18 protein-coding genes and 1 pseudogene are annotated in these 25105 nt (G+C 68.5%); 9 read left to right on the top strand and 10 right to left on the bottom strand.

Annotation, left to right across the window (positions count from 1 at the left end; all coding sequences use genetic code 11):
* Positions 1-20: 20 nt before the first annotated feature.
* From AAHB16_RS00640 to AAHB16_RS00610, 7 genes are all read right to left on the bottom strand, one after another.
* Positions 21-2198: a TonB-dependent siderophore receptor gene (locus AAHB16_RS00640; RefSeq protein WP_342049788.1), complete on the bottom strand. Its 2178-nt coding sequence runs from the start codon at positions 2196-2198 to the stop codon at positions 21-23.
* 196 nt (positions 2199-2394) lie between these two features.
* Positions 2395-4386 (bottom strand): hybrid sensor histidine kinase/response regulator, encoded by a 1992-nt coding sequence (locus AAHB16_RS00635; protein WP_223851454.1) that lies wholly within the window; start codon positions 4384-4386, stop codon positions 2395-2397.
* Positions 4376-5275: a sensor histidine kinase gene (locus AAHB16_RS00630; RefSeq protein WP_150371913.1), complete on the bottom strand. Its 900-nt coding sequence runs from the start codon at positions 5273-5275 to the stop codon at positions 4376-4378. Before AAHB16_RS00630 ends, AAHB16_RS00635 begins: the two co-directional genes overlap by 11 nt.
* Positions 5276-5277: 2 nt before the next feature.
* Positions 5278-6270, bottom strand: a complete 993-nt coding sequence (locus AAHB16_RS00625; protein WP_342049787.1) for an anti-sigma regulatory factor — start codon at positions 6268-6270, stop codon at positions 5278-5280.
* A 28-nt stretch (positions 6271-6298) separates the two neighbouring features.
* Positions 6299-6721 (bottom strand): anti-sigma regulatory factor, encoded by a 423-nt coding sequence (locus AAHB16_RS00620; RefSeq protein ID WP_342049786.1) that lies wholly within the window; start codon positions 6719-6721, stop codon positions 6299-6301.
* Position 6722: 1 nt separating this feature from the next.
* The gene (locus AAHB16_RS00615) at positions 6723-7082 is read right to left on the bottom strand and encodes an STAS domain-containing protein (RefSeq protein ID WP_150371911.1); all 360 of its coding nucleotides are present in this window, start codon (positions 7080-7082) and stop codon (positions 6723-6725) included.
* A gap of 12 nt (positions 7083-7094) precedes the next feature.
* Positions 7095-7946, bottom strand: a complete 852-nt coding sequence (locus AAHB16_RS00610; protein ID WP_342049785.1) for an STAS domain-containing protein — start codon at positions 7944-7946, stop codon at positions 7095-7097.
* A 281-nt stretch (positions 7947-8227) separates the two neighbouring features.
* On the opposite strand from AAHB16_RS00610, the gene AAHB16_RS00605 reads away from it, so the two are divergent.
* The 4 genes and pseudogenes from AAHB16_RS00605 to pdeM all read left to right on the top strand — a co-directional run bounded on the left by AAHB16_RS00605 (position 8228) and on the right by pdeM (position 14437).
* Positions 8228-9301, top strand: a complete 1074-nt coding sequence (locus AAHB16_RS00605; protein WP_342049784.1) for a ligase-associated DNA damage response exonuclease — start codon at positions 8228-8230, stop codon at positions 9299-9301.
* Positions 9298-10944: pseudogene (locus AAHB16_RS00600) on the top strand (ATP-dependent DNA ligase); the annotation flags it as partial. The gene AAHB16_RS00605 and the pseudogene AAHB16_RS00600, both read left to right, overlap by 4 nt.
* 86 nt (positions 10945-11030) lie before the next feature.
* On the top strand, positions 11031-13733 hold the full coding sequence (locus AAHB16_RS00595; RefSeq protein WP_342049782.1) for a ligase-associated DNA damage response DEXH box helicase: 2703 nt from the start codon (positions 11031-11033) through the stop codon (positions 13731-13733).
* Entirely contained in the window at positions 13730-14437 is a 708-nt protein-coding gene (gene pdeM, locus AAHB16_RS00590) for a ligase-associated DNA damage response endonuclease PdeM (RefSeq protein ID WP_342049781.1), read from the top strand. The genes AAHB16_RS00595 and pdeM overlap by 4 nt, the downstream gene beginning before the upstream one ends.
* A gap of 59 nt (positions 14438-14496) precedes the next feature.
* On the opposite strand, the gene AAHB16_RS00585 is transcribed toward pdeM, so the two are convergent.
* Complete coding sequence (locus AAHB16_RS00585) at positions 14497-16464, bottom strand: PAS domain-containing hybrid sensor histidine kinase/response regulator (RefSeq protein ID WP_342049780.1); 1968 nt, start codon at positions 16462-16464, stop codon at positions 14497-14499.
* 237 nt (positions 16465-16701) lie between these two features.
* Between AAHB16_RS00585 and AAHB16_RS00580 the strand changes: the two genes are divergently transcribed.
* Together AAHB16_RS00580 and AAHB16_RS00575 are read left to right on the top strand one after the other, a co-directional pair.
* Positions 16702-17826, top strand: coding sequence for an aromatic ring-hydroxylating oxygenase subunit alpha (locus tag AAHB16_RS00580; RefSeq protein ID WP_150371904.1), 1125 nt, complete (start codon positions 16702-16704; stop codon positions 17824-17826).
* A 5-nt stretch (positions 17827-17831) separates the two neighbouring features.
* Positions 17832-18710, top strand: a complete 879-nt coding sequence (locus AAHB16_RS00575; RefSeq protein WP_342049779.1) for an NAD(P)-dependent oxidoreductase — start codon at positions 17832-17834, stop codon at positions 18708-18710.
* 25 nt (positions 18711-18735) lie between these two features.
* Here the strand turns inward: AAHB16_RS00575 and AAHB16_RS00570 are convergent, their stop codons facing one another.
* Entirely contained in the window at positions 18736-19806 is a 1071-nt protein-coding gene (locus AAHB16_RS00570; RefSeq protein ID WP_342049778.1) for an alkene reductase, read from the bottom strand.
* Between the two features lie 179 nt (positions 19807-19985).
* Here AAHB16_RS00570 and AAHB16_RS00565 point away from each other — a divergent pair, with 179 nt between their 5' ends.
* The 3 genes from AAHB16_RS00565 (at position 19986) to AAHB16_RS00555 (ending at position 23647) form a co-directional block, all read left to right on the top strand.
* Positions 19986-21386: an FAD-containing oxidoreductase gene (locus AAHB16_RS00565; RefSeq protein ID WP_342049777.1), complete on the top strand. Its 1401-nt coding sequence runs from the start codon at positions 19986-19988 to the stop codon at positions 21384-21386.
* Positions 21387-21611: 225 nt separating this feature from the next.
* Positions 21612-22991 carry a sensor histidine kinase gene (locus tag AAHB16_RS00560; RefSeq protein WP_342049776.1) on the top strand — a complete coding sequence of 460 codons (1380 nt, stop codon included), beginning with the start codon at positions 21612-21614 and terminating at the stop codon, positions 22989-22991.
* Positions 22988-23647 (top strand): response regulator, encoded by a 660-nt coding sequence (locus tag AAHB16_RS00555; RefSeq protein WP_150371899.1) that lies wholly within the window; start codon positions 22988-22990, stop codon positions 23645-23647. Before AAHB16_RS00560 ends, AAHB16_RS00555 begins: the two co-directional genes overlap by 4 nt.
* A gap of 2 nt (positions 23648-23649) precedes the next feature.
* On the opposite strand, the gene AAHB16_RS00550 is transcribed toward AAHB16_RS00555, so the two are convergent.
* Positions 23650-25104: a GntP family permease gene (locus AAHB16_RS00550; protein WP_342049775.1), complete on the bottom strand. Its 1455-nt coding sequence runs from the start codon at positions 25102-25104 to the stop codon at positions 23650-23652.
* Position 25105 lies beyond the last annotated feature (1 nt).

The following is a 25105-nucleotide window of genomic DNA, read 5'->3' as shown; positions in this document are numbered from 1 at the left end:
CGGACGGACGTTTCCGAGCGTCAGTACGTGATTTTCGCGTTCAGGCTGATCGCGCGCGGATCGGCCGGCTGCATATAGTCGGCGTACTGGAAGCCCCAGATGCGCTTGTTGGTCAGGTTGGCCAGCACCGCGCGCAGCGTGACCTCGCGGCCCGCCACGCGCGTGCTGTAGCTGGCGCCCGCATTGAACACGGTGTAGCCGCCCAGCGCAATATCGCCGGCGGGCCGCAGCTTCACGCTGCCCGTGTACTTGCCGTCCACGCCGATGCGCAGGCCCGGCACGAACGGCACGCGATAGCCCACGGCGCCCGCGAGCACGAGCGCCGGCGCGCCCGCCACGCGATTGCCGTCGTTCTGCACGCCGCGCGCATAGCGCGCATGCAGGTACATCGCGCTGGCCTTGAGATCCCATTGGCCGACGCGCGTGTAGCCGTCCAGTTCCACGCCCTGATACACCTCGAGCCCGTCCTGCGCCATATAGTTGCCCTGGCGGTACTGGGCGCCGCGTTCGAGGCGGAACAGCGCCGCCGTGCCGGTCCAGCGGTCGCGGTCGGTCTTGGCGCCGACCTCGTACTGCCGGCTGCGGACCGGATTCAGCTGCTGCCCGAAGTTGGCGAGGCTCTGGTCGCTCACCAGCGTGCCTGGCTCCAGCGATTCCACGTAGCTGGCATAGAGCGTCGTACCCGGCGCCGGCTTGAACATCAGCGCCGCAGTGGGCGAGATGACGCCGCTCTTGCTGTAGACGCTCTTCGTCGTGCCGCCGCGGTTGTAGTTGTGCTGCGAGAAGTTCGTATAGCGCACGCCGGCGAGCACCGACCAGCGCTCGGTCAGTTGCAGCGTGTCGGAGAGGAACGCGGCCTTTTGCTCGATGTCGCTCGCGCGGAACGTGACGAGGCCATCCGGCTGATAGAAGACATTGGTGCTTGGCTCGAAGATATTGCCGGTGCCGAGCAGGAAGTAGCGGCCCGTGCCGCGGCTATAGAAGTTTCGCTGCTTCTGGCCGGCCACGCCCGCGACGATCTGGTGCGCGAACGGCCCCGTGCGGAACCGGCCCTCCACCATGGCATCGACATAGTTGAACTGGTGCCCCTGAATACCGTAGTAGCGATAGTCGTCGTAGTCGCCGGCGCTGTTCCGCAGCACGTAGGACGACTCGTTGCGGTTGCGCGATTGCTTGGAGAAGCTGTAGCGCGTGGTGAGCGTCCAGTCCGGGGAGAGCGCGTAGCGCAGGCCTGTCGTGTAGAGCTGGAGGTTCGTGTACAGATGCTGGTCCGGCCCGGCAAAGACGCCGCCACGGCCGCTGACCATGGCCGGCAGCCGCGTGCCCTGGATCGCATAGGTCGCGAACGTGGGCGTCTGGCCCCAGGCATTGCGGTCCTGATAGAGGCCGTCGAATGTCCACGTGAGCGCGGGGGTGACGCGTGCCTCGAGGCCCAGCGACGCCGCGTTGCGGTTCATGCCGACCGCGTTGGCGGGCTTGCCTTCCTCGTGCGTGAGGTTCACGCGGTAGCCGAACCGGTCGTCCGGCCCCACGCGCCCGCCGAGGTCGAGGTGCTCGCCCCAGAGATGCGCGGTGCGGTATCCGAAGTCGATGCTGGCCAGCAGCGGCTCGCCCGGCGCGGGCGGCTTCTTCGTGACGTAGTTGAGCGCGCCGCCCGGCGTGGCAAAGCCATACATGAACGCCGAAGGCCCTTTGAGCAGTTCCACCTGCGCGAGCTGTTCGTATGGCAGCGTATTGCCGTAGCCGACGTAGGGCATGCCGTTGATCTTGAAGCCGCGCTGCCAGTCGAGTGGCACGCCGCGCACGGTCAGGTACGAATTCCACGCACTGTTGCCATTGCTGTTGTCCGTGACCGAGGCATCGAGCGCGAAGATGTCGCCCAGTTTGGTGACCTGGCGGTCGGCCAGATCCTCGCCGGTGACGATGGTCGTGGAGAACGGCGTGTCGAGCTGCGAGCGGCTGCCCAGCGCGCCGTTGGCGAAGGGCGTTTCCAGCTGGTGCCCCCTTGCGTCGTTGGCGGCAAGCGTGGGCGCGGTGACGGTGACGGCGGGGAGGGTGGTGGCCGCCGGGGCCGCATGGGCGAGCGTGGTGCCGCAGAGCGGGAAGCCCGTCAGCACGACAAGCCGCGCCAGGGCCGCGAGCGGGCGGATGGCGCTAGCCGGAGAGGGAGCGAGCGGGGAATGCAAACTGGATGTCATCTTCAGTGGCTCATGGAGAGCGAATCGCGCACGGATGCGAATGATTCGCGTTTTAAAGCCACGAATGGTGCCTATCCAGTAGGCAGTGTGAAATCGGAGATTTATGAAATTTGGCGCGTATTTCCGCTAAATAGCGCCAAAATTGCCGCCTAATGGCGGCAATTTCGCATAGCGCGTTCGGAAATTTCCGGAGGGATCAACGTCCCGGGCCCAGCGTCGCCTCGATCGCGTTGAGCAGGTCCTGCAGGCGCAGCGGCTTGCCGCAGACCGCGTCGAAGCCCGACTCCAGCGACACGCGGCGGTCCTGCTGGCGCGTGAAGGCGGTCAGCGCGATGGCGGGCACGCGCGGCAGCGACTCGAGCGTTTCGCGGATGCGGATGTCGCGGATCAGATCGTTGCCGTCGCGGCCGGGCAATCCGATATCGCTGATGACCAGGTCAGGCGTGGCCCGACTGATCTGCGCAAGGGCTTCGTCGCAATCGCGCGCACAACGGACGCGCGCGCCGTAGCCGGTCAGAATCGTCGAGAGCGCGGCCGAGGCGTCGGCGTCGTCTTCGACCACGAGGATATCGAGCGCCTGAAGCGGCACCGGCTGATGGGCCAGCACGGGCTGGCCGCCCGAGGCGTCGGTATCCGTGGGCGCGGTTTCGTGGAGCGGGATCGTGACTTCGAACGTCGAACCCTGGTTCTCGCCGCCGCTGCGTGCCTGTACCGATCCGCCATGCATTTCGGCCAGATGCTTGACAATGGCGAGCCCGAGGCCGAGGCCGCCGTGCTTGCGCCGGTTTGCATCGTCGCTTTGGGTAAAACGGTCGAATAGCAGCGGCAGGAACTCGGCGGAGATACCACGGCCCTGATCCATGACGGTGACCTGCAGCGCGTCGCCTTCGGGGCGCGCGATCACGCGCACGGTGCCGCCTTCGGGCGAGAACTTGATCGCGTTGGAGAGCAGGTTCCACAGAATCTGCTGGAAGCGCGCGGGGTCGATGAACGCTTCGTTGGTCAGCCCGGGCGCGAACTCGGCGTCGAGCGTCACGCGGCGGTCCTGCGCGGCAGCCTCCATGCTTTCGATGGCGCTGCGAATGACGTCGGCGGGATTCGTGCGTTCGCGCTCGAGCTTGAGCTTGCCGACGTTGAGCATGGACACATCGACGAGGTCCGCCACGAGCCGGCGCTGGATCGCGATATTGCGTTCCACGGCGGCCAGTCCGCGCCGGCCCTCGTCGGAGTCGATATGGCGGCCGAGCACATGCGTCCATACCGAAATCACGTTGAGCGGATTGCGCAGCTCGTGCGAGAGGATGGCGATGAAGTCGTCCTTCATGCGGTTGAGCCGCTCGACCGCCGCGCGCGCGGCCTGCTCGCGCTCGATCAGCTGCTCGCGCTGCTGTTCGAGGTTGACGCGGTCCGTGATGTTCGATGCCACCGCGACCTTGACGCCGGTCTCGAGCACGGAAGAGATGCTCCATTCGAAGAACGTGAGCTGGCCTTCGGCATCGAGCAGCGGGAACGCGCCCTGCCAGCCGTGGTTGGCATGCGGGCCCGTGGCTTCCTCCACGCGCTCCCGCCAGCCGGGCGGGGCGAACGATGCGACCGGTTGCCCCACGAGCTCCTCCGGCGGGCGGCGCAGCACGCTCTGCATGGCCGGATTGACGTCGACGAACCGGCCATCGAGATCGATCGTGCAGATGCCGCCGATGGCCTGATGGTAGATCGCGCGGAAACGCGACTCGGACTCCCGCATCGAGCGTTCGGCCGCGCTGGCACGCAGCAGCGACGAGATCGTCGCCACGAGCACGGCGGGTTCCGCCGGGTGGATCAGATAGGCGCTGGCGCCGGCGTCCAGGCCGCGCACCTTGTCGTAGTCCTGGACGTACGTAGCCGACAGGTGGACCACCGGCACGGTCGCCGTGTCATGGCGCTCGCGCAGCATGCGGCAGACCTGGAACCCGTCGATATCGGGCAGGTTGACGTCGAGCACGATCGCGGAGACCGTCACGTCCGCGCGCTGGAGCGCTTCCTGCCCGCTTTCGGCCTCGATGGTGCGAAAGCCCGCGGCGGACAGCGTGCGGACCGTCGCATAGCGCGTGACGGGATTGTCGTCGACGACGAGTACCAGGGGCGCGATATCGCGGCCCGGCATCGTCGGTGCCGAGGGTGCCGGCGCGGGCATCGCATCATTGCCCATGGCTGCCTCCGTGTGTATTGGCGTCGGCGTTCGACGGCGCGCCGTAAGTCACGGGCAGCGTGACGTAGAAGCGCGAGCCGACGCCGACCTCGCTTTCGAACCCGACATGGCCGCCCAGCACCTCGGCCAGCCGCTTGCTCAGTGCCAGTCCGAGGCCGGATCCGCGATACCGCCGCTGCAGCGGCGAGTCAATCTGCACGAAGTCCTGGAACACGGCGCCATGCGCTTCGGCGGGGATGCCGATGCCGGTGTCGCGCACGGAGAACGTGATGGTGGCCGGGTTGTCGCTGTGCGCGGCGATGCGGACCTCGCCGCTCGGCGTGAACTTGAGCGCGTTGGAGATGAAGTTGCGCAGGATCTGCGACAGCTTGCGATCGTCGCCGAACAGCTTCGGGATATCCTGCGGTTCCTCGAAGATCAGCGAGACTTCGGGATTAGTCAGCACGGGCTTGAACATGCCGCGCAACGCATCGAACAGCACCACCATGTCGAACCACGCCGGGGACACATCGACGCGTCCCGCTTCGAGCCGCGCGAGGTCGAGCAGGTCGTTGACCATGTCGGCGAACTCCGCGGCGGTATCGCGCACGAACGTGACCTGCCGTTCCTGCTCGGTCGTGAGCGGGCCGTCCACGCGATCGATCAGCAGCCGCGTAATGCTCTGGATGGCCACGATGGGCGTCCGGAATTCGTGGCTCATGTAGGCGAGGAAACGGCTCTTGAGCTCCGTGGCCTGTCGCAGCTGGTCGGCCTGGATATCCAGTTCCGAGTACAACGCCAGCACGCCGCGGTTCGTTTCCTCGAGCTCCGCGCGCAGCGCTTCCACTTCCTGCGTGCGCGCATCGAGCAGGGCCTGCAGGGTGGCGGGGTCGTTGTCGAGTTCGGCCATGGTCAGGTCTCCGCGCGGCGAATCACCACCACGGTGGCGTCGTCGCGGCCGCGGCAGAATTTCCAGATGACGAAGGCGGCCACGAGGGCCGGGTCCCGTTGCAGCAGACTGCGATCCTCCAGTTGCCAGCGCGACTGTACGCCGTCCGAGCAGAGCAGCAGCAGCGCGTGGGCGGGCCACTCCATGTCCTGCTCCTGCACGTTCGATCGCAACTGCACGCCGGCGGTGCCGTTCTGCGCCAGCAGCGTGCGGTCGGTCACACCGGAGAGAATACGCCCGACGACGTTGCCGGCGCCGGAAAAACTGACGCGGCCCGTCGCGGCGTCCGCCTGCGCGATGGCGATCGCCGCGCCGCGCGTGCCGCGCAGCGCGTTGTGCGCGAGTTCGACGAAACGGCCCGCGCCGCGGGGCCGCGGCCGATCGAAAGCGGCCAGCGCGGCATCCGCGGCGACCGCGGCGTCCGGGCCGTGGCCGAGTCCATCGGCGACCATCACTTCGATGGTACTGGCGTCGATGTTGACGCTCCAGCCGTCGCCGCTGACGCGCTCGCCCGGCGCGGCCAGGCAGATGGCGCCAACCGCGAAACCGGACAGGCGCCGCGCGGCGCCGCTGCGGTCGCGTTCGCGATAGAAGCGGGCCAGTACCAGCGTGCCGTCGCCGGCCTGCGAATGGATGTCGAAGTCGTCCGCCATGCGCTGCATCGCGCCAAGCCCCTGGCCTGCGCTGCCTGCGGTGGAATAGCCGTCGCGCATGCAGGCCTGGATATCGGCAATGCCGGGACCCTGATCCATCGAGATGAGTTCGATGGCCACGCTGTCGTTGATCGTGCGCGCGCCGATCAGCAGCCGGCCGCCCACCGCGTGTCGCAGCAGGTTGTTGCCGAGCTCGTTGACCACGACGGCGAGCCGGCCAGACTGGATGGCGTCGAACGCGAGACGCGTGGCCAGATCCGCCGCGAACCGGCGCGCCTCGCCAACGCGGCTCGGATCGCCCATGGGGAACGTGACGTGGGGGCCGTGGGTGCTATTTCCACCGAGTGATGCTGACACAGGTCCCCTCACCAACGTTGGTACGGATGGCAAATTCATTTACCAGTCGCTTGCTGCCGGACAGGCCCATGCCGAGCCCGCTGCCCGTGGTCCAGCCGTCGACCAGTGCCTGCTCGACGTCCGGAATGCCGGGCCCCTTGTCCTCGAAATGCAGGCGCAACCCCTTGCGCACCGCGTCGCCAATCACCTCCCAGCGCATTTCGCCGCCGCCGCCGTAGACGACGGTATTGCGCGCGAGCTCGCTGGCCGCGGTGATCATCTTGGTCTGCTCGACGAGCGAGAACTTGAGTCCGACCGACAGGGTGCGCACGATCGCACGCGCCTGCACGATGTCGCGCTCGTCGCGCAGGGGCGTGTTGCCCGTGGGCGCCATCGCGCCGCTTGGTAGGACGCTCATGTCATTGGTCCTGTGCGGCGTCGAGCATGGCCATGCCGCGCTCCACATTGAGGGCGGTACGCACACCGGTCAGCGATAGCCCAAGCTCCACGAGCGTGATGGCTACCGCGGGCTGGATGCCCACGACGACTGTTTCCGCGCCGAGAATGCGCGCGATACCGGAGATGCTGACGAGCATGCGGCCGATGAAGGAGTCCACCATCTCGAGCGCGGAGACGTCGATCAGCACGCCGCGCGCGCTGGTCTTCTCGATCCGGTTGGCCAGGTCTTCCTGCAACTGCAGCGCGGTCTGATCCTGCATGTCGATCTGGATCGTCACCAGCAGGAATTTGCCCATGCGCAGGATTGGAATGCGTTCCATATCGGCTCCCGCTCAACCGGCGCGGCGTGCGACCGTATGGCCCGTGCGGCGCAGGGCCTCCGACAGGGCATCGGCCAGCGTGGCCTTGGTCTGGATGCCCTGGAGGTCGATGCCGAGGTGCACGATGGTCTGCGCGATCTGCGGACGGATGCCGCTGATGATGCTTTCGGCGCCCATCAGGCGGATGGCGGTAACGGTCTTCATCAGATGCTGCGCCACGAGCGTATCGACCGTGGGCACGCCCGTGATGTCGATGATCGCCAGTTCGGAGCCGGACTCGACCAGCCGCTCCAGAAGCGTCTCCATGACGATCTGCGCGCGGCTGCTGTCGAGCGTGCCGATGACGGGTACCGCGAGCACGCCATCCCACAGCTTGATGACCGGCGTGGAGAGTTCAAGCAGCTCGTGCTGCTGGCGCGAGATGATCTCCTCACGCGAGCGCTGGTATGTGGATATGGTCCATTGCGCCATGCGATCGACGATCGCCGACGCGGCCCACAGTACCTCGATCTGGGATTCCAGCTCGCTACGATGGCGCTGCAGGCCCTCGAAGATCGGTCGCTTGATCGCCAGCACGAACGCGCTGGTCACGTCGGCCGTTTCGCCTTGCGCGGCGCGCGAGGCCGAGAGTTGCGCGAGCACGTCGCGCAACGGGGCCCATGCGGTGGATTCGAAGCCGGCCGCATTGCCGTCGGCCCGGACGCCGGCCTCCAGTGCCTTGAGGATGGCCATCTGTTCCCCGAACAGGGTCTGGCTGACGCCGCGGCCGCCCGCGTTGGCCTGATATTCGGCGGTCCAGCTCTTGACGATGGCGTCCTGATCGTCACGAAGCAGGTCGGCGAGGCGCTGGTTTTCTTGTCGCATGGAAGTATGGGTATCGGTTTCGGGCAGGGCCGGCACGGACTGCGGCATTGCAGCCGTCCGGACAGGGACTACGGGCATTGCCGAATCATTCTAGGTGGGATTGATAGTTCACACTATCGGCCTCCGGCTGATTGACGCCGGAAGCAAATCTGGTGTGTAGTTTCTCTAAAGTATTTTATAGATCACATTGTCGGAATGCGCCGACAGCACGAGCAGCCTCCGCCGTCTGGACGGTGCCCAGGCAGGCCGCGCGACAATGACGCTGCAAGGAGGGCCCGGCCATGGAGAGCCAGCAGAAGGAGCAGTCCGCGGACCTGGTGGTGGCGCGGCCCGAGGGGTTGTATTGCCCACCGGGCGATTTCTATATCGACCCCTGGCGTCCGGTCTCGCACGCCGTCATCACGCACGCCCATTCCGACCATGCGCGGTTCGGCCATGGCCATTATCTATGCGCCGAACCCGGGCGTGGCGTGCTGCTGGCGCGCCTGCCGGGGATCACGCTCGATACGCTGCCGTATGGCGAGCGTATCGTCCATCGCGGCGTGACGCTGAGCCTGCATCCCGCGGGGCATGTGCTCGGGTCCGCGCAGGTGCGGCTCGAGCATGGGGGGCGCGTGTGGGTGGCATCGGGCGACTACAAGGTGGAGGACGACGGCACCTGTGCGCCGTTCGAGCCCGTGCGCTGCGACACGTTCATTACCGAGAGCACGTTCGGGCTGCCCATCTACCGTTGGCCGGCGCAGCCCACGCTGATGGCCGAGATTTTCGAATGGTGGCGCGTCAACGCGGAGGCAGGGCGCGCGAGCGTCCTCTACGCGTATGCATTCGGCAAGGCGCAGCGCATCCTGCATGGGTTGATGACCCATGCGGGGGCGGACGTCGCGCTGCCGGGGCCGATCGTCGCGCACGGCGCGCTGACCTCGCTGAATCAGGCGTATCGCGAAGCGGGCGTGGCGTTGCCGCCCGTGATGCTGGCCGCGGATCTGGCGCCGCGCAGCCCCGCGCTGCGGCGCGCGCTCGTCATGGCGCCGCCGTCCGCGCATGGGTCCACGTGGCTGCGCCGCTTTGGCGATGCCTCGGATGCGTTTGCGAGCGGGTGGATGCAATTGCGCGGCACGCGGCGCCGGCGCGGGGTCGATCGTGGCTTTGCGCTGTCCGATCATGCGGACTGGCCGGGGCTGATCTCGGCGATCACGGCCACGGGCGCGGAACGCGTGATCGTCACGCACGGCAACGTGCCGGTGATGGTGCGCTATCTGTCGGAGCGGGGCTGGCGCGCGCAGGCATTCGACACCGCCTATGGCGATGAAGAAGACAGCGATGCGGACGTCGCGGCGGAGGCGCCCGCGGCATGAAGGCGTTCGCCGACCTCTACGCCGCGCTCGATGGCACGACGTCGAGCAATGCCAAGCTCGCCGCGCTGGTTGCTTATCTGCGGCAGGCGCCGCCGGCCGACGCGGCCTGGGCCGTGTTCTTCCTGGCCGGCGGCAAGCCGCGCCAGATCGTGCCCGTGGCGATGCTGCGCGAACTCGCCCAGCGCGCGGCCGGGCTGCCCGAATGGCTGTTCGAGGAAAGCTATCAGGCCGTGGGCGATCTGGCCGAGACCATCGCGCTGCTGTTGCCGGACCCCGAGCAGGCCGACGACGCGGGTCTTGCCGAGTGGGTCGAGCAGCGCGTGCTGCCGCTGCGCGGGCTGCCGCCCGGGGAAGTGGCCCAGCGGCTCGATGCGTTGTGGCGGCCGCTCGACGCGCGCGGGCGGCTCGTGCTCTTCAAGCTGATTACCGGCAGCTTCCGCGTCGGCGTCTCGCGGCTGCTGGTGACGCGCGCGCTTGGCGCGGTGGCCGATATCGATCCCAAGCGCGTGGCGGAGCGCATGGTCGGCTATACGGACCTTTCGGCGCGCCCCGATGCGAGCCGGTTTCTCGCGCTGATTTCCACGGCCGACGACGATGCCACGACGCGTGGCGGCCAGCCGTATCCGTTCTTTCTTGCGCACCCGTTGCAGGCGCCGCTCGATACGTTCGACACGGTGCTGGGCGAGCCCGCGCGCTGGCTCGTCGAGTGGAAATGGGATGGCATTCGCGCGCAGCTCGTGCGCCGGCAGGGCGACACGTGGTTATGGTCGCGCGGCGAGGAACTGATTACGGAGCGCTTTCCTGAACTGGCGGAGGCCGCGGCGTTGCTGCCCGATGGCACGGTACTCGACGGCGAGATCGTGATCTGGAAGGACCGGCGGGTGCAGCCGTTTGCGCTGCTGCAGCAGCGAATCGGCCGCAAGACGCTGGGCGCGAAACTGCTGCGCGATGCGCCTGCCATTCTGATGGCCTACGATCTGCTCGAATGGCAGGGGGAGGACTGGCGCGGACGGCCGCAGGCGGAGCGGCGCGCGCAGCTGGCGCGCGTGCTCGAGGCGACCGTGCATCCGGCGCTCGAACTGAGCCCGCTCGTCGAGGCGGACAGCTGGGATGCGTTCGCGACGCTGCGCGAGGCGTCGCGCGAGATGGGCGTGGAGGGGTTCATGCTCAAGGCGGCCGACGCGGCCTATGGCGCCGGCCGGACGCGCGATGTGGGCGTCTGGTGGAAATGGAAGATCGATCCGTACACCGTCGATGCGGTGCTGATCTATGCGCAGCGCGGGCATGGGCGGCGTGCGAGCCTCTACACGGACTTCACGTTCGCGGTCTGGAACGCGCCGCCGGACACACCCGAGCGCGCGCTGGTGCCGTTTGCCAAGGCGTATTCGGGGCTGACGGACGAGGAGATGCGCAAGGTGGATGCGATCATCCGCCGCACGACGGTCGAGAAATTCGGGCCCGTGCGGAGCGTGGAACCGACGCAGGTGTTCGAGCTCGGGTTCGAGGGGATTGCCCGCAGCACGCGGCACAAGAGCGGCATCGCGGTGCGGTTTCCGCGCATGCTGCGGTGGCGAACGGATAAGCCGATTGCAGAGGCGGATACGTTGGGGACGTTGGAGGGGATGCTGCGATCGGCCGAGCCGCCGGCTGGGGACACCGGGCCCGCTGCGCCCGCAGGTCCGGCCCCGGCTGCGCCGGCGTCCGGCTCGCCCGTGCCGGAGGACCCCGCATGAGCGCGCGCGCGGTGCGGGGACGGGCCGGGACGCCGGCGGTCGAGCTGGCCGTGCCGCTCGCATCGCGCCTCGACGCGTGGTTCACCTCGCGCGGGTGGGCGCCGTTTCCGTTCCAGCGCGACGTCTGGAACGCCATCCGCGCCGGCCAGAGCGGGCTGCTGCACGCGACCACGGGCACCGGCAAGACCTATGCAGCATGGCTCGGCGCGCTGCTCGCGTTCGCGGACACCGCGGAGAGGAAGGAGCCCGCGCCGCTCACGGTGCTATGGCTCACCCCGATGCGCGCCCTCGCCGCGGACACCACGCGCGCCCTGCAGGCCCCGCTGGCCGAACTCGGCATCCCATGGACCGTCTCGCTGCGCACCGGCGACACGGGCAGCGGCGAGCGGGCCGCGCAGGCCCGCCGGCTGCCGAGCGCGCTCGTCACCACGCCCGAGAGCCTGTCGCTGATGCTCACACGCGCCGACGCCCAGCAGACGCTCGGCCGCGTGCAACTGGTCGTCGTCGACGAGTGGCACGAACTCATCGGCAACAAGCGCGGCGTCCAGACGCAGCTCGCGCTCGCGCGCCTCCACCGCTGGCAACCCGCGCTGCGCGTCTGGGGGCTCTCCGCCACGCTCGGCAACCTGGACCACGCGAGCGACGTGCTGCTGGCCGGAGTGCCCGCGGCGCAGCGCGTGCGCGTGCAGGGCCATACCCCCAAGGCGCTGACCATCGACACGCTGCTGCCCGATCATGCGGGGCGGTTTCCGTGGGCCGGGCATCTGGGGCTGTCGATGCTGCCGCATGTGGTGCGCGAACTCGACGAGAGCAGCACCACGCTCGTATTCCTCAACACGCGTTCGCAGGCGGAACTCTGGTATCAGGCCGTGCTCGACGCGCGCCCCGAGTGGGCGGGGCAGATCGCGCTCCATCACGGCTCCCTCGACCGCGCGACGCGCGAGTGGGTCGAGGTCAGCCTCAAGCAGGGGGTGTTGCGCGCGGTCATCTGCACGTCGAGCCTCGACCTCGGCGTGGATTTCCTGCCCGTGGAGCGCGTGCTGCAGGTGGGCTCGCCCAAAGGGGTGGCACGGCTGCTGCAGCGCGCGGGCCGCTCGGGCCACGCACCGGGGCGTACCTCGCGCGCCACCGTGGTGCCGACGCACAGCCTGGAACTCGTCGAGGCGCTGGCCGCGCGGCATGCCGTGGCGGCGGGGCGCATCGAGGCGCGCGAGTCGCCCGACCAGCCGCTCGACGTGCTGGTCCAGCATCTGGTGACGGTGGCGCTCGGCGGCGGTTTCCGTGCCGACGACCTGCTGCGCGAGGTGCGTACGACCTGGGCCTATCGCGATCTGTCCGACGAGGCATGGCAGTGGTGCCTGGACTTCGTCCGGCAGGGCGGCAGGACGCTGTCCGCCTATCCCGATTACCGCCGCGCGCAGCCCGGCGACGACGGCATCTGGCGCGTGCCCGACGCGCGGCTCGCGCGGCGGCATCGTATGAGCGTCGGCACGATCGTGAGCGACGCGACGATGCAGGTCCGCTACTGGTCCCGCGCGGCATCGGGCGGCGCGTCGCTCGGCAGCGTGGAGGAGGGCTTTATCGCACGGCTGGCGCCGGGCGACTGCTTCCTGTTCGGCGGACGCCTGCTCGAGCTCGTGCGCGTGCAGGAGATGACGGCCTACGTGCGCCGCGCCAGCGGCCGCAAGCCCGTGGTGCCGCGCTGGAACGGCGGACGCATGCCGCTCTCCACCGAGCTCGCCGAGACCATGCTCGATATGCTCGAGGCGGTCGCGCAAAAGCGCCTCGATCCGCGCGAGACGCCCGAGCTGCCGCTGATCGAGCCGATCGTCGAGCTGCAGACGCGCTGGTCCGCATTGCCCACGCGGCATACGCTGCTGGCGGAGAGCCTCCATTCGCGCGAGGGATGGCATCTGTTCCTCTATCCGTTTGCGGGCCGGTCCGTGCATCTGGGGCTCGGCAGCCTGCTGGCGTGGCGGCTGGGGCAAAAGGTGCCGGCCACGTTCTCGGTGGCGGTCAACGACTACGGACTGGAGTTGCTGACACCGTCGGAGATCGACTGGGCGCGATGGCTGCCGGAAGTGCTGGCGGAGGAGGCGCGCCCTGACGGCGGGCGCGATCTCGCGCGCGATGTGCTCGGCAGCCTCAATGCGGGCGAACTCTCGCTGCGGCGCTTTCGCGAGATTGCGCGCGTCGCGGGGCTGATCTTTCAGGGCTATCCGGGCGAGGCGCGCAGCGCGCGGCAGCTGCAGGCATCGTCGAGCCTGTTCTACGAGGTGTTCCGCAAGCACGATCCCGACAACCTGCTGCTCGGGCAGGCGGAGCGCGAGGTCCTGATGCAGGAACTGGACGCGCACCGGCTCGGCGCGACGCTCGCGCGGCTGGCCGCGCTGCCGCTGGATCTGCGCGTGCTGCGGCGGCCGTCGCCGTTCGCGTTCCCGCTCGTGGTGGAATTTCTGCGCGAGAAGCTCAGTACCGAGAAGCTGGCCGATCGGATCGCGCGGATGCTTGCGGACCTCGAGCGCGCGGCAGGGCCCGCTGTCGGGGACACCGCGCGGGACACAGCCGGGAACGTGGCGGAAGACGCGGCGGAGGTCGCGACGGTCGCCCGCTTCGGCATGTCCGACCACGCCGCCAGCGGCACACCGCGCAAGCCCAGACGCGCGCGCAAACCTTCCAGACCATTGCCACCCCTATGAGCGACGCCGATCTCACCGATCTCGCCGCGTTGGGCGCCGTGGCCGCGGACGTCGCGGGCGAGACGCTATGGCTGCTGCCGGAGCACGCGGTATGGTGGCCCGCGCGTGCGATGCTGCTCGTGGCCGATGTCCATATCGGCAAGGCCGCATCGTTCCGCGCGCTCGGGCAACCGGTGCCGGCCGGCACGACGGCCAGCAACCTCGCGCGGCTGCGCACGCTCGCCATGCGCCATCGCGCGCGCGAACTCGTGTTCCTGGGCGATTTCCTGCACGCGCGGGCGGCGCGGACCGCGGCCGTGCTCGTCGCGCTGCACGATTGGCGCGACGCGTTACCGGCGGACCTGCGGCTCACGCTCGTCCGGGGCAATCACGATCTGCATGCGGGCGATCCGCCGCCCGAACTCCAGATCGATGTCAGGACCGAACCGTATGGGGCGGGGCCGTTCGCGCTATGTCATACGCCGGACACGTCGGACACGTCGGACAGCGGATACGTGCTGGCGGGCCACCTGCATCCGGCGTTTCACCTGCGCGGACGCGGCGCCGACGCGGTGCGGCTGCCGTGCTTCGTACTGGGGCCACGCGGGGGCATTCTGCCGGCGTTCGGCGCGTTCACGGGCCACGCGACCGTACGGGCCGAAGCCAATACCCGCCTGTACGTGATTGGCGACGGACGCGTGTGGCCCGTCGTGCATGGCAGATAGGTGCCGCTGACCGGCGCCGGCAAAACGTACCGGCAGACGATGCACGGCCGATGTAAAAGTTACTGGGCGGCCGGACCGAAATCGGCGAGCGTCGCCAGCAGCTTGTCGAGGTCGACAGGCTTGACGAGGTGCGCATGAAAGCCCGCATCCTGCGTCTGCTGCCGGTCGGAAGCCTGGCCGAATCCGGTCAGCGCCACATAGCGCGTGCCGGACAGCGCCGGCATTCCGCGCAGTGCATGGATCACGGCGAAACCGTCCATGCCGGGCATGGCAAGGTCGATCAGCGCCACGTCGGGGCGAACGCGCGCGGCCGCGTGCACGGCTTCCATGCCGTCGTAAGCCACGGCCACTTCGTGCCCGGACATTTCGAGCAGCATCGCCATGCTGTCGGCCGCGTCGCGGTTGTCATCGACGAGCACCACGCGGAGCGGACGCGTGCCGGCCGTCCGGTCGTCATCGGCGCGATCGGACGCCGCGGCCGAACTCGCCATTGGCAGCCGGATGGTGAAGGTGCTGCCAAGCCCCGCCCCTTCGCTCATGGCCGTTATCGAGCCGCCGTGCATCTCGATGAGCGAACGGCAGAGCGAAAGGCCGATGCCGAGGCCGCCCTGCGCATTGCTCCCGGGCCGGTCCTCCTGCACGAACAGGTTGAAGATGTCGTCGAGCGCGTCGCGCGAAATGCCGCGGCCCTGGTCAATGATCTGGATCACGAGCGTGCGTCCCTGGGCGTGAATCGATATGGCAACCGGCGAACCGGGTGGAGAAAATTTGGCCGCATTGAGCAGCAGGTTCTGGATGACCTGGACCAGCCGGGTCTTGTCGACGAACAGCGGGAGCGCGCCCGCGTCGGCGTTGATGCTGACGGTCTGCCCCTTGGCATCGAGCGCGGGTTGTGCGGCCTCGATGCCGAGCACCACGACGTCGCACGCATCGATGGGCTCCCGCCGCAGTTCGATCTTCCCGGACGCGATACGGCCGACGTCGAGCAGATCGTCCACGAGCCGCGTCAGATGCGTGACCTGCCGGTCGATCAGGCCCAGGCCTTTTTCGGTCGCGGCAAGGTCGCCCGGGCGCAGCCGCATGACGGTCAGCGCGTTGCGTACCGGCGCGAGCGGATTGCGCAGTTCGTGCGAGAGCGTGGCCAGGAACTCGTTCATGCGCCGGCCCGAACGTTCGAGTTCCTCGAGCCGCTTGCGCTCGCTCATGTCGCGCGTGACCTTGGCAAAACCGCGCAGCGTCTCGCTTTCGTCGTAGATTGCGGTAATCGTGACGTCGGCCCAGAACAGCGTGCCGTCCTTGCGCACGCGCCAGCCTTCGTCCTCGACGCGCCCCTCGTGCCGCGCGATCTCGAGTTCGAGGTCCGGCTTGCCCATGCGCACATCGTCTGCCGGATAGAAGCGCGAGAAATGCTCGCCGATGATCTCGTCGCGCCGGTAACCCTTGATATAGGACGCACCCGAGTTCCAGCTCATGATGTAGCCCTGTGGGTCGAGCATGAAGATCGCGTAGTCCTTGACGCTCTCGACCAGCATGCGGAATGTCTCTTCGCTCCGGCGCAGCGCCTCGGCGGCGTTGCGCCGCTCGGTCATGTCGCGCGTGACCTTGCCGAAGCCGGTCAGCCGGCCGGACGGGTCGCGCAGCGCGGTGATGATGACGTTGGCCCAGAACTGGGTGCCGTCCTTGCGCACGCGCCAGCCTTCATCCTCGAAACGGCCGTGTTCGGCGGCGGCCAGCAACTCCGCGCCGGGCCAGTCGCGGGCCTTGGCCTCCTCGGTGTAGAACCGCGAGAAATGGCTGCCGATGATCTCGTGCGCCGCATAGCCCTTGATGCGCGCGGCGCCGGCGTTCCAGCTCGTGACGTGGCCCGTGGCGTCGAGCGTGAAGATCGCGTAGTCGGTGATCGTTTCCACAAGCGTGCGGAAGCGCTCGTCGCCGGCCGGTTGCACGGGCGTCGCGGTCACGGTCGCGGCCTCGCCGGCGCCGACGGCGGACGCGTGCCGGTCAAGGGGCGGGGCGGAGCGGGACATGATGGGGCGCGGATGCGAACATTCCGCAAGGATACTCGTGTTCCCGGCACCCCCGCGCTTTTTTGGGGCAGCCGCTGGCGCGGACCTTGCTGCATTTGCACATCCGTTTTCCCCGATTGGCATTCCGTTCGCGTAGACTCCAGTGCTGGCGGTCCGCAGTCCGGGCAACAATACCTTCGAACAATCATCGCCGCAAAACACGGCCGAGTCTTTTAGCGACGCAAGGAGACGTCCCGCATGTATGCAGAGTCTTTGCTAGACAGCCGTACGAACGATACACCCCTCGACAAATCGGTCGAGACACCGGTAGAACCGTCCGAGCGCGATCTGCGCCGCGTGCCGATTCATCCCGATTACTGGTATCCGCTCGCCTGGTCGCGCGAAGTCCGCAAGGGGCGCGCGCACGGCGTCCATTTCGCCGGCGATCCGATCGTGCTGGTGCGTACCGAGACGGGCAAGCTGTTCGCGCTCGAGGACCGCTGCGCGCACCGCCAGGTGCCGCTGCACGCGGGCGTCGTGGACGGCGAGACGCTGCGCTGCTGCTACCACGGCTGGAGCTACGATTGCAGCGGCAAGTGCATCGACGTGCCTTACCTCGGCAAGGAGCGCCTGCCCAACGGCGTCCGCGCCTATCCGTGCCGCGAGCAGGCCGGCCTGATCTTCGTGTTCACGGGCGATCCGGCGCTGGCCGACAGCCGGCCGGTCCCCGAGCTGGCTTCGGTGACGAACCGCGAGTACAAGACGCGCCGCTTCGGCCGCGAGGTCAAGTGCCACTACTCGTTCATGCACGAGAACCTGATGGACATGAACCATCAGTTCCTGCATCGCCGGCAGATGGGCAACATGCGCGCGCGCTCGCTGGGGCGCCGCCGCGGCGAGGGGTTCGTCGAGGTCGACTACACGTTCTACCGGGAGGCCGGCAAGCAGCCGCTCGGCGAGTCGCTGGTCTTCGGTGGCGGCAAGAAGAACGAGAGCGGTACGGGCGGCAAGGACGTGATGACCGTCCGCACGGGCTATCCCTATCAGACGCTGCAGATTCGCACCGCGAGCGGCACGCTCGTGATGGACCTGTGGATCGCCTACGTGCCGCTGGACGCCGCGCAGCGGACCAATCGCACGTTCGGCGTGCTGTCGATCCGCCGGCCAAAGGTACCGTTCGTGATGGATCTGGCGTGGCCGCTGCTTGTCTGGTTTACCGAACGTATCTTCCAGGAAGACCGCGATATCGTCGAACTCGAACAGCTCGCGCACGACAAGCAGGGCGCCGACTGGAACCACGAGGTCTTCCCGGTCATCCGTGAACTGCGTGCGCTGCTGCGCGAAAACGGCGGCCGCACGGTGATTCCCATCCACAAGGTCTGATCATCATGGAAGTCGCATTTATCGGCCTCGGCACCATGGGTGCGGCCATGGCCGCGAACCTCGTCAAGGCGGGACACCGCGTGCGGGGCTGGAACCGTTCGCCGGACCCCGTTGCCGCGCTGGCGGCGGCCGGTGGCCATGCGGCGGCCAGCGCCGCGGACGCGGCGCGCGGCGCCGAGGTGCTGATCACGATGCTGGCCGACGACAATGCCACGCGCGCGGTGATCGACGACGCCGTGCTCGGCGCGCTGGCGCCGGGAGCGATCCACGCCAACATGGCCACGGTCTCGGTGGCGTTCACGCGGGAGATGGCCGATTTTCACGCCGCGCATGGGGTCGGCTACGTGGCGGCACCGGTGCTGGGGCGTGTCAACGTGGCGCGCGACGGCAAGCTCAATATCCTGGCGGGTGGGGAAGACGCGCTGCTCGACCGACTGCAGCCGCTGTTCGACGTGCTCGGCCAGAAGACATGGCGCTTTGGCGCGCGGCCCGAACAGGGCACGATCGTGAAGCTGGCGACCAACTTCATGCTTGCCAGCGCGATCGAATCGATGGGCGAGGCCGCGGCGCTCGCCCGCAGCCAGGACGTCTCGAATGTCGATTTTCTCGACATGGTCACGTCCACCGTGTTCGCGGTGCCCGCGTACCGCGGCTATGGCATGGCGATGGCGAACGGGCAGTTCGATCCGCCCGGCTTCAAGCTCTCGCTCGGCTACAAGGACGTGCGGCTCGCGCTGGAGGCGGCGGGCACCGGCGAGGTGCCGATGCCGTTTGCGAGCGTGCTGCGCGACAACCTGCTGGACAACCTCGCGCACGGCGAGGGCAATCTCGACCTCGCCGCGCTAGGCAAGGTCTCCGCGCGCCGCGCCGGCCAGCAGGACTGACAGGGCGGCGCTTCCGGGAAGCGGCTTACGAGGCCGCGAGCAGCGGGTAGTCGGTATAGCCGGTGCCGCTCGCGTGCTCGAGGTCGTAGATCGTGGCCGCGTTCACCTCGTTGAGCGGCGCGCGCTGGCGCAGCCGTTCGACGAGGTCGGGGTTGGCGATAAACGCGCGCCCGAACGACACCGCATCGGCGGTACCTTCGGCCAGCACGGCCTGCGCCGCGTCCAGGTCGAATCCGTCGTAGGCGATGACGGCACCGCCGAACTCACGCTTCAGCTGGGCCAGCAGCGCGCCGTCGCCCCGCGTCTCGCGCACGAACAGGAAGCCGACCTTGCGCTTGCCGAGCTCGCGCGCGACATAGCCGAACGTTTCGGACGGGTTCGAATCGGCCATCGAATGGCTCGGCGATCGCGGGGCAAGGTGCACGCCGACGCGGCCCGGACCCCACACCGCCGTGACGGCGTCCGCCACCTCCAGCAGCAGCCGCGCGCGATTCTCGATCGCGCCGCCATAGGCATCGGTACGCTGGTTGGAGCCATCCTGCAGGAACTGGTCGAGCAGATAGCCATTGGCGGCATGGATGGTCACGCCATCGAAGCCGGCCGCCTTGGCATTGGCCGCGCCGCGCGCAAAGCCGGCCACGACTTCCTTGATGTCTTCCACCGACATCTCCCGCGGTACCACGTACTCGCGCTGCGGGCGCAGCAGGCTCACATTGCCCTTGGCCGCGATGGCGCTCGGGCCCACGGGCTGGCGGCCGTCGAGCAGATCGGGGTGGGTGATGCGGCCCACGTGCCACAGCTGGGCGACGATACGGCCGCCGGCTTCGTGCACGGCGCGCGTCACGATCTGCCATCCTGCAACCTGCTCCTGCGACCACAGGCCCGGCACGTTCGGGTAGCCCACGCCATCGGGCATGACGGGTACGCCTTCGGACACGATGAGGCCGGCCGAGGCGCGCTGCGTGTAGTACTCGGCCATCAGCGCGTTGGGCACGTGGACGGGACTGGCCGCGCGCAGGCGCGTCAGCGGTGCCATGACGATACGGTTGGACAGTTGCAGGTCGCCGATCTGGATGGGGTCGAACAGGGTTGTCATGAACTCGATAGTTTCACAATGAAAGTCTGTGGATACTAGCAGTGGTTGAAAAATCGTGCAGATGAGGAGGCCGGCGCCCCGGGAACCGTGCAAAAGGAAGAACGACGCACATGCGGGGCGATGAAAGTTGCCGGCGCTACCTATAATCTTTCGCACCGAACGAGCCAAAGGGAGCTGTGATGACCGCACCAGAACGTTTCGACGCCATCCTCATCGGTACCGGTCAGGCGGCGCCCGCGCTGGCCAACCGGCTTTCGGCCGCCGGGATGGCGGTTGCCGTGATCGAGCGCGGCGACGTGGGCGGGACGTGCGTCAACGTGGGCTGCACGCCGACCAAGGCGATGGTCGCCAGCGCCTACGCGGCGCGCATGGCCGCGCGGGCGGCCGAGTACGGCGTGATGCTGGACGGCACGGTGCGCGTGGACATGGCGGCCGTGCATGCGCGCACGCAGGGCATCGTCCTCAAGAGCCGCAATGGCGTTACGCGCTGGATCGAGGGCATGCCGCGCGCGAAGCTGATTCGCGGCCACGCGCGCTTCGAGGACCCCCGGACCGTGCGCGTCGGCGACCGGTTGCTGACCGCCGACAAGATCTTTATCAACGTCGGCGGACGCGCGCTCGTGCCCGACGCGATCAAGGGCCTGCCCGCGGTCCCGCATCTGACCAATGTGGAGGCCCTCGCGCTGGAGACCGTGCCGAAGCACCTCGTGGTGATTGGCGGCAGCTATATCGGGCTCGAGTTCGCGCACGTATTCCGGCGCTTCGGCGCCGAGGTGACGGTGGTCGAGCGCGGCGCGCGGCTTGTCGCGCGCGAGGACGAGGAGGTGTCGGCGCAGATACGCGGCATTCTGGAGGCCGAAGGCATCCGGATCCGGACCGATGCGAACTGCATCACGGTCAGCGCGCATGCCGAAGGGGTGGAGGTCGGCGTCGACTGCGAGTCCGGCGAGCCCGCGGTGGTCGGCAGCCATGTGCTCGTGGCGGTCGGGCGCCAGCCCAATACGGACGACCTGGGCCTGGACAAGGCCGGCGTCAGGACCGACGCGCATGGCTATATCGTGGTCGATGACGGGTTGCGCACCAGCGTGGACGGCATCTGGGCGCTCGGCGACTGCAATGGCCGGGGGGCATTCACCCATACGGCCTACAACGACTTCGAGATTGTCGCGGCCAATCTGCTGGACGGCGAGCATCGCTCGGTGGCCGATCGCATCCCCGTGTATGGCCTGTTCATCGACCCGCCGCTGGGCCGCGTGGGCATGACGGAGGCGCAGGCCCGGCAGGCCGGGCATCGCGTGCGCGTCGGCAAGCGGCAGATGACGCGCGTGATGCGCACGGTGGAAAAGGGCGAGAGCCAGGGGTCCATGCGTGTGGTCGTCGATGCCGACACCGATCGCATTCTCGGCGCGGCGATCCTTGGCGTCGGCGGCGACGAGGCCGTGCATTCGATCCTGTCGATGATGGCCGCGGACAAGCCGTACACGCTGCTGGCGCGGACCATGGCGATTCATCCCACTGTGTCGGAACTGATTCCCACGATCCTCGGCGAGCTCGGGGACACCCTCGCGCCCACCAGATAAAAAAAAGGGCAGCGGGGAACTGCCCGTGCCACTGGGGGTGAAGCTGCCGGCCGGGGAGGCCCGGCGCCAGCGGCGAAACCTATGGCTGAATACAGTGTGGCAGGCGAAAATGAGCCGAAAATGAGAGCCGAATCAAGAGCCGAATCAAGAGCCGAAACGAGCGCCGAAACGCGCGCCGAAGCGCGCGCCGAAACCCGCGAGCCGCTCAGCCCTGCCGGAGCCCGCATGCCAAGCCAGACCGCCGTCCGTTCCCTGCATCGCCGCCTGAGCCTATCCCTCGGGAGCCTCGCGCTGGTGATCGGATTGCTCGGGGCGTTCGGCGCGTGGGTCGTCGTGCGTCAGCTTGCCAGCCAGTTCAACGCGGACCTCGCGCATGCGGGTTCGACGATGCAGCCGTCGCCGGCCGCCATGCCCGTGCCCGCGCCGGCCGGCCATCCGACGCCGCATATCGTGATCCAGACCTGGCGCCCCGGCGATGGCGCATTGCCGGGCCATACGAGCGATCCGACCGTGCTGGTGCCGCGCGTGCCGCCGGGCTTTTCGGAGGCGCGCGGCGCCAACGGGCGCATGTGGGATGTCTTCGCGATGCAGGCCGGCACGGCCTGGGTCCAGATGGCCGAGCAGCGCGCGGTGCGCAACGACAATGCCGCGCGTGTGGCGATGTGGGCCGCGATTCCCGTGGTGCTGCTGTTGCCGCTGCTCGTCTGGGTGGTGCGGGCAAGCGTGCGCATGTCGCTGCGGCCGCTCGGCGAGATCGGCGAGCGCGTGGCCAAGGTCGATCTCAATCATCTGCAGCCCGTGGAAACGCAGGCCGCGCCCGAGGAACTGCGGCCGTTCCTCGATTCGATCAACCGCATGATGCAGCGCCTGTCGTCCCTGATCGACGCGGAGCGCACGTTCATTGCCGACGCCGCGCACGAACTGCGCTCGCCCATCACCGCATTGCAGCTGCAGGTCGACAATCTGCGGCATGCGCCGCCGGAGGCGATGGAAGACCGCATCGAGGAACTGCAGCGCGGCATCCGCCGCACGTCGACGCTGGTCACGCAGCTGCTCGGTCTGGCCCGCGCGGAGATCGGCGCGCGCGCCTCCCCGGCCGAGGTGCCGCTGACGCAGGTGGTGACGGACGTGGTGACCGACCTGTTGCCGCTTGCGCTCGATCGCGGCGTGGACCTTGGCGCGGAGCAGATGGACGACGCGGTCGTGCGCGCGCAGGAAACCGACTTGCGCATGCTCGTGAAGAACCTGATCGACAACGCCATTCGCTACGGCGGCGCGGGGTGCCGCGTGGACGTGAGCGTGCGTCGCCTCGACGGTCACGCCGAGATCGAGGTGGCGGACGACGGACCCGGCATTCCCGAATCCGAACGCGCGCGCGTGTTCGACCGCTTCTATCGCGGCGGCGCCACGGACGAGGAGGGCAGCGGACTGGGACTGGCGATCGTCCAGACCGTGGTCGATAACCTGGGCGGCAGCGTGACGCTTTCGGGCCGGGCCGACGGCGGGCATGGACTTGTGGCGCGCATCGTGCTGCCGTTGCAAGGGCAGGCGCAAGGGCAAGCGCGAGGGCAAGAGCAAGGGCAAGAGCGAGGGCAGGCGATATGAGAATCCTGTTGATCGAGGACGATCCGCAGATCGGCCAGAGCCTGGTGCGCGCGCTCAAGGACGCGCAATGCAGCGTCGATTGGGCACGCACGGGCGACCTCGCGCGCTCGGCGATCGATGACGGGTCCTATTCGGCGATCCTGCTCGACCTCGGCCTGCCCGATATCGACGGCCTCGAGATTCTCAAATGGCTGCGCACGAAGCACGATGAAACGCCGTTGCTCATCATCACCGCGCGCGACGATGTGGACACGCGGATCGATGGCCTCGACTTCGGTGCCGACGACTACGTGATCAAGCCGTTCGAGGCGCGCGAACTTCTTGCGCGTATTCGCGCCGTCATTCGCCGGAAGTCGGGCTCGGCATCGTCCACGCTCGTGCACGGCAAGGCCACGCTCGACCTCAACCTGCGGCAGCTCAACTACGATGGGCGTGCCGAAGCGCTGAGCGCGCGCGAGTATGCGCTGGTGCTGGCGCTGCTCGAGCGTCCCGGCGCGATACTCTCGCGCGCGCAGCTGGAAGAACGGCTCTATGGCTGGGGCGAGGAAGTCGAAAGCAATGCGGTGGATGCGATCATCTACGGCATTCGCCGCAAGTTCGGCAGCACGCTCGTACGCAATGTGCGCGGGCTTGGCTGGACTATCCCGGGCACCTGACCCTAGAACGACCCCAGCCATCCTCCGAGCACGATCACCGCGGCCAGGGCAAGCATCGGGCCGACGATGCCGACCATGACGATGCCGCCATAACTCTGGCGATGCGTGGCGCCGCAGACCGCGAGCAGCGTGACCACCGCGCCGTTATGCGGCAGCGTGTCGAGCGTGCCCGCGCTCATCACCGCCACGCGGTGCAGGATGGCCGGATCGAGGCCGATCTCCGCCGCCCGCGCGAGGTAGGTCCCGCCCAGCGCCTCGAGCGCGATGGTCAGGCCACCGGACGCGGAACCCGTCAGGGCCGACAGCACGTTGGTGGCCACGGCCAGCGAGACGAGAGGCCCGCCCCCGATGCCGAGCACCCAGTCGCGCACCACGGCAAAGCCCGGCAGCGCCGCCACCACGGCGCCAAAGCCGACGAGGCTCGCCACGCTGAGCACGGGCAGCGCGGCCGCGTGCACGCCGGCTCCCATCGTGTCGCGCAGCGCGGGCAGCCGCCGCAGGTTCAGCAGCACCAGGCAGACGATGGCCGCGACCAGCGCCACGATGACCGACCATACGCCGCCCAGTGCCTGCAGGCTCGTCTCGCCCCACTGCGGCAGCTGCAGGTAGTCGGCGGGCCAGCGGGGCAGCACGACCAGCGTCATCAGGAGGTTGACACCGATCACGACGGCCAGCGGCAGCAGCGCGACCGCCGCGCCGGGGCCCTGCGCGCTGCGCAGGCCGTGCAGGGCTTCGGCCGGGTCGAACTCGTGCGCGGTGCTCGCGCGTTCGCGGATCAGCGGGCGCTCGGCCACCTCGTCGGGGTTGGCCGGCATGTCCGGGCCGTAGCCGTCTCCCGCGCGGCGTGCCTTGCGTTCGGCGTGGCCGAGCCACCAGAGACCGAACGCGAGCATGATCGCGCTGGCCGCGATGCCGAGGCCGGGCGCCGCGAACGGCGTGGTGCCGAAGAACGGCATCGGGATCGCATTCTGGATGGCCGGGGTGCCGGGCAGCGCCGACATCGTGAACGTGGATGTGCCCAGCACGATCGCGGGCGGCATCAGTCGCGGCGGGATATCGGCCGCGCGGAACAGCGCATGCGCCATGGGCGCGAGCACGAAGAAGGCGACGAACAGGCTCACGCCGCCATACGTGAGCAGCGCGCCGGCCAGCACCACGGCCAGCATCGCGCGGCGCGGGCCGAGCGTGCGCGTCATCCAGTCCGCGATGGCGGTGACGGAGCCGCTGTCGTCCATGAGCTTGCCGAACAGCGCGCCGAGCAGGAACAGCGGAAAGAACTGCGCGACGAAGCCGGCCGCCGTGCCCATGAACGTCTGCGTCCAGTGCGCGAGCAGCGGGGCGCCCGCCGTGGCGGCCGCCAGCAGTGCGGCGGCCGGCGCGATCAGCAAAATGCTCCAGCCGCGGAACGCCAGCCAGATCATTGCCGCGAGGGCAATGACGATGCCGAGCAGGCCCATC

Source organism: Cupriavidus sp. OTU4054, from assembly GCF_038440175.1.
Classification (GTDB): domain Bacteria; phylum Pseudomonadota; class Gammaproteobacteria; order Burkholderiales; family Burkholderiaceae; genus Cupriavidus; species Cupriavidus pauculus_D.
Note: the sequence above shows the minus strand (reverse complement) of the source record. Positions and strands in the feature narration are given on the sequence as shown.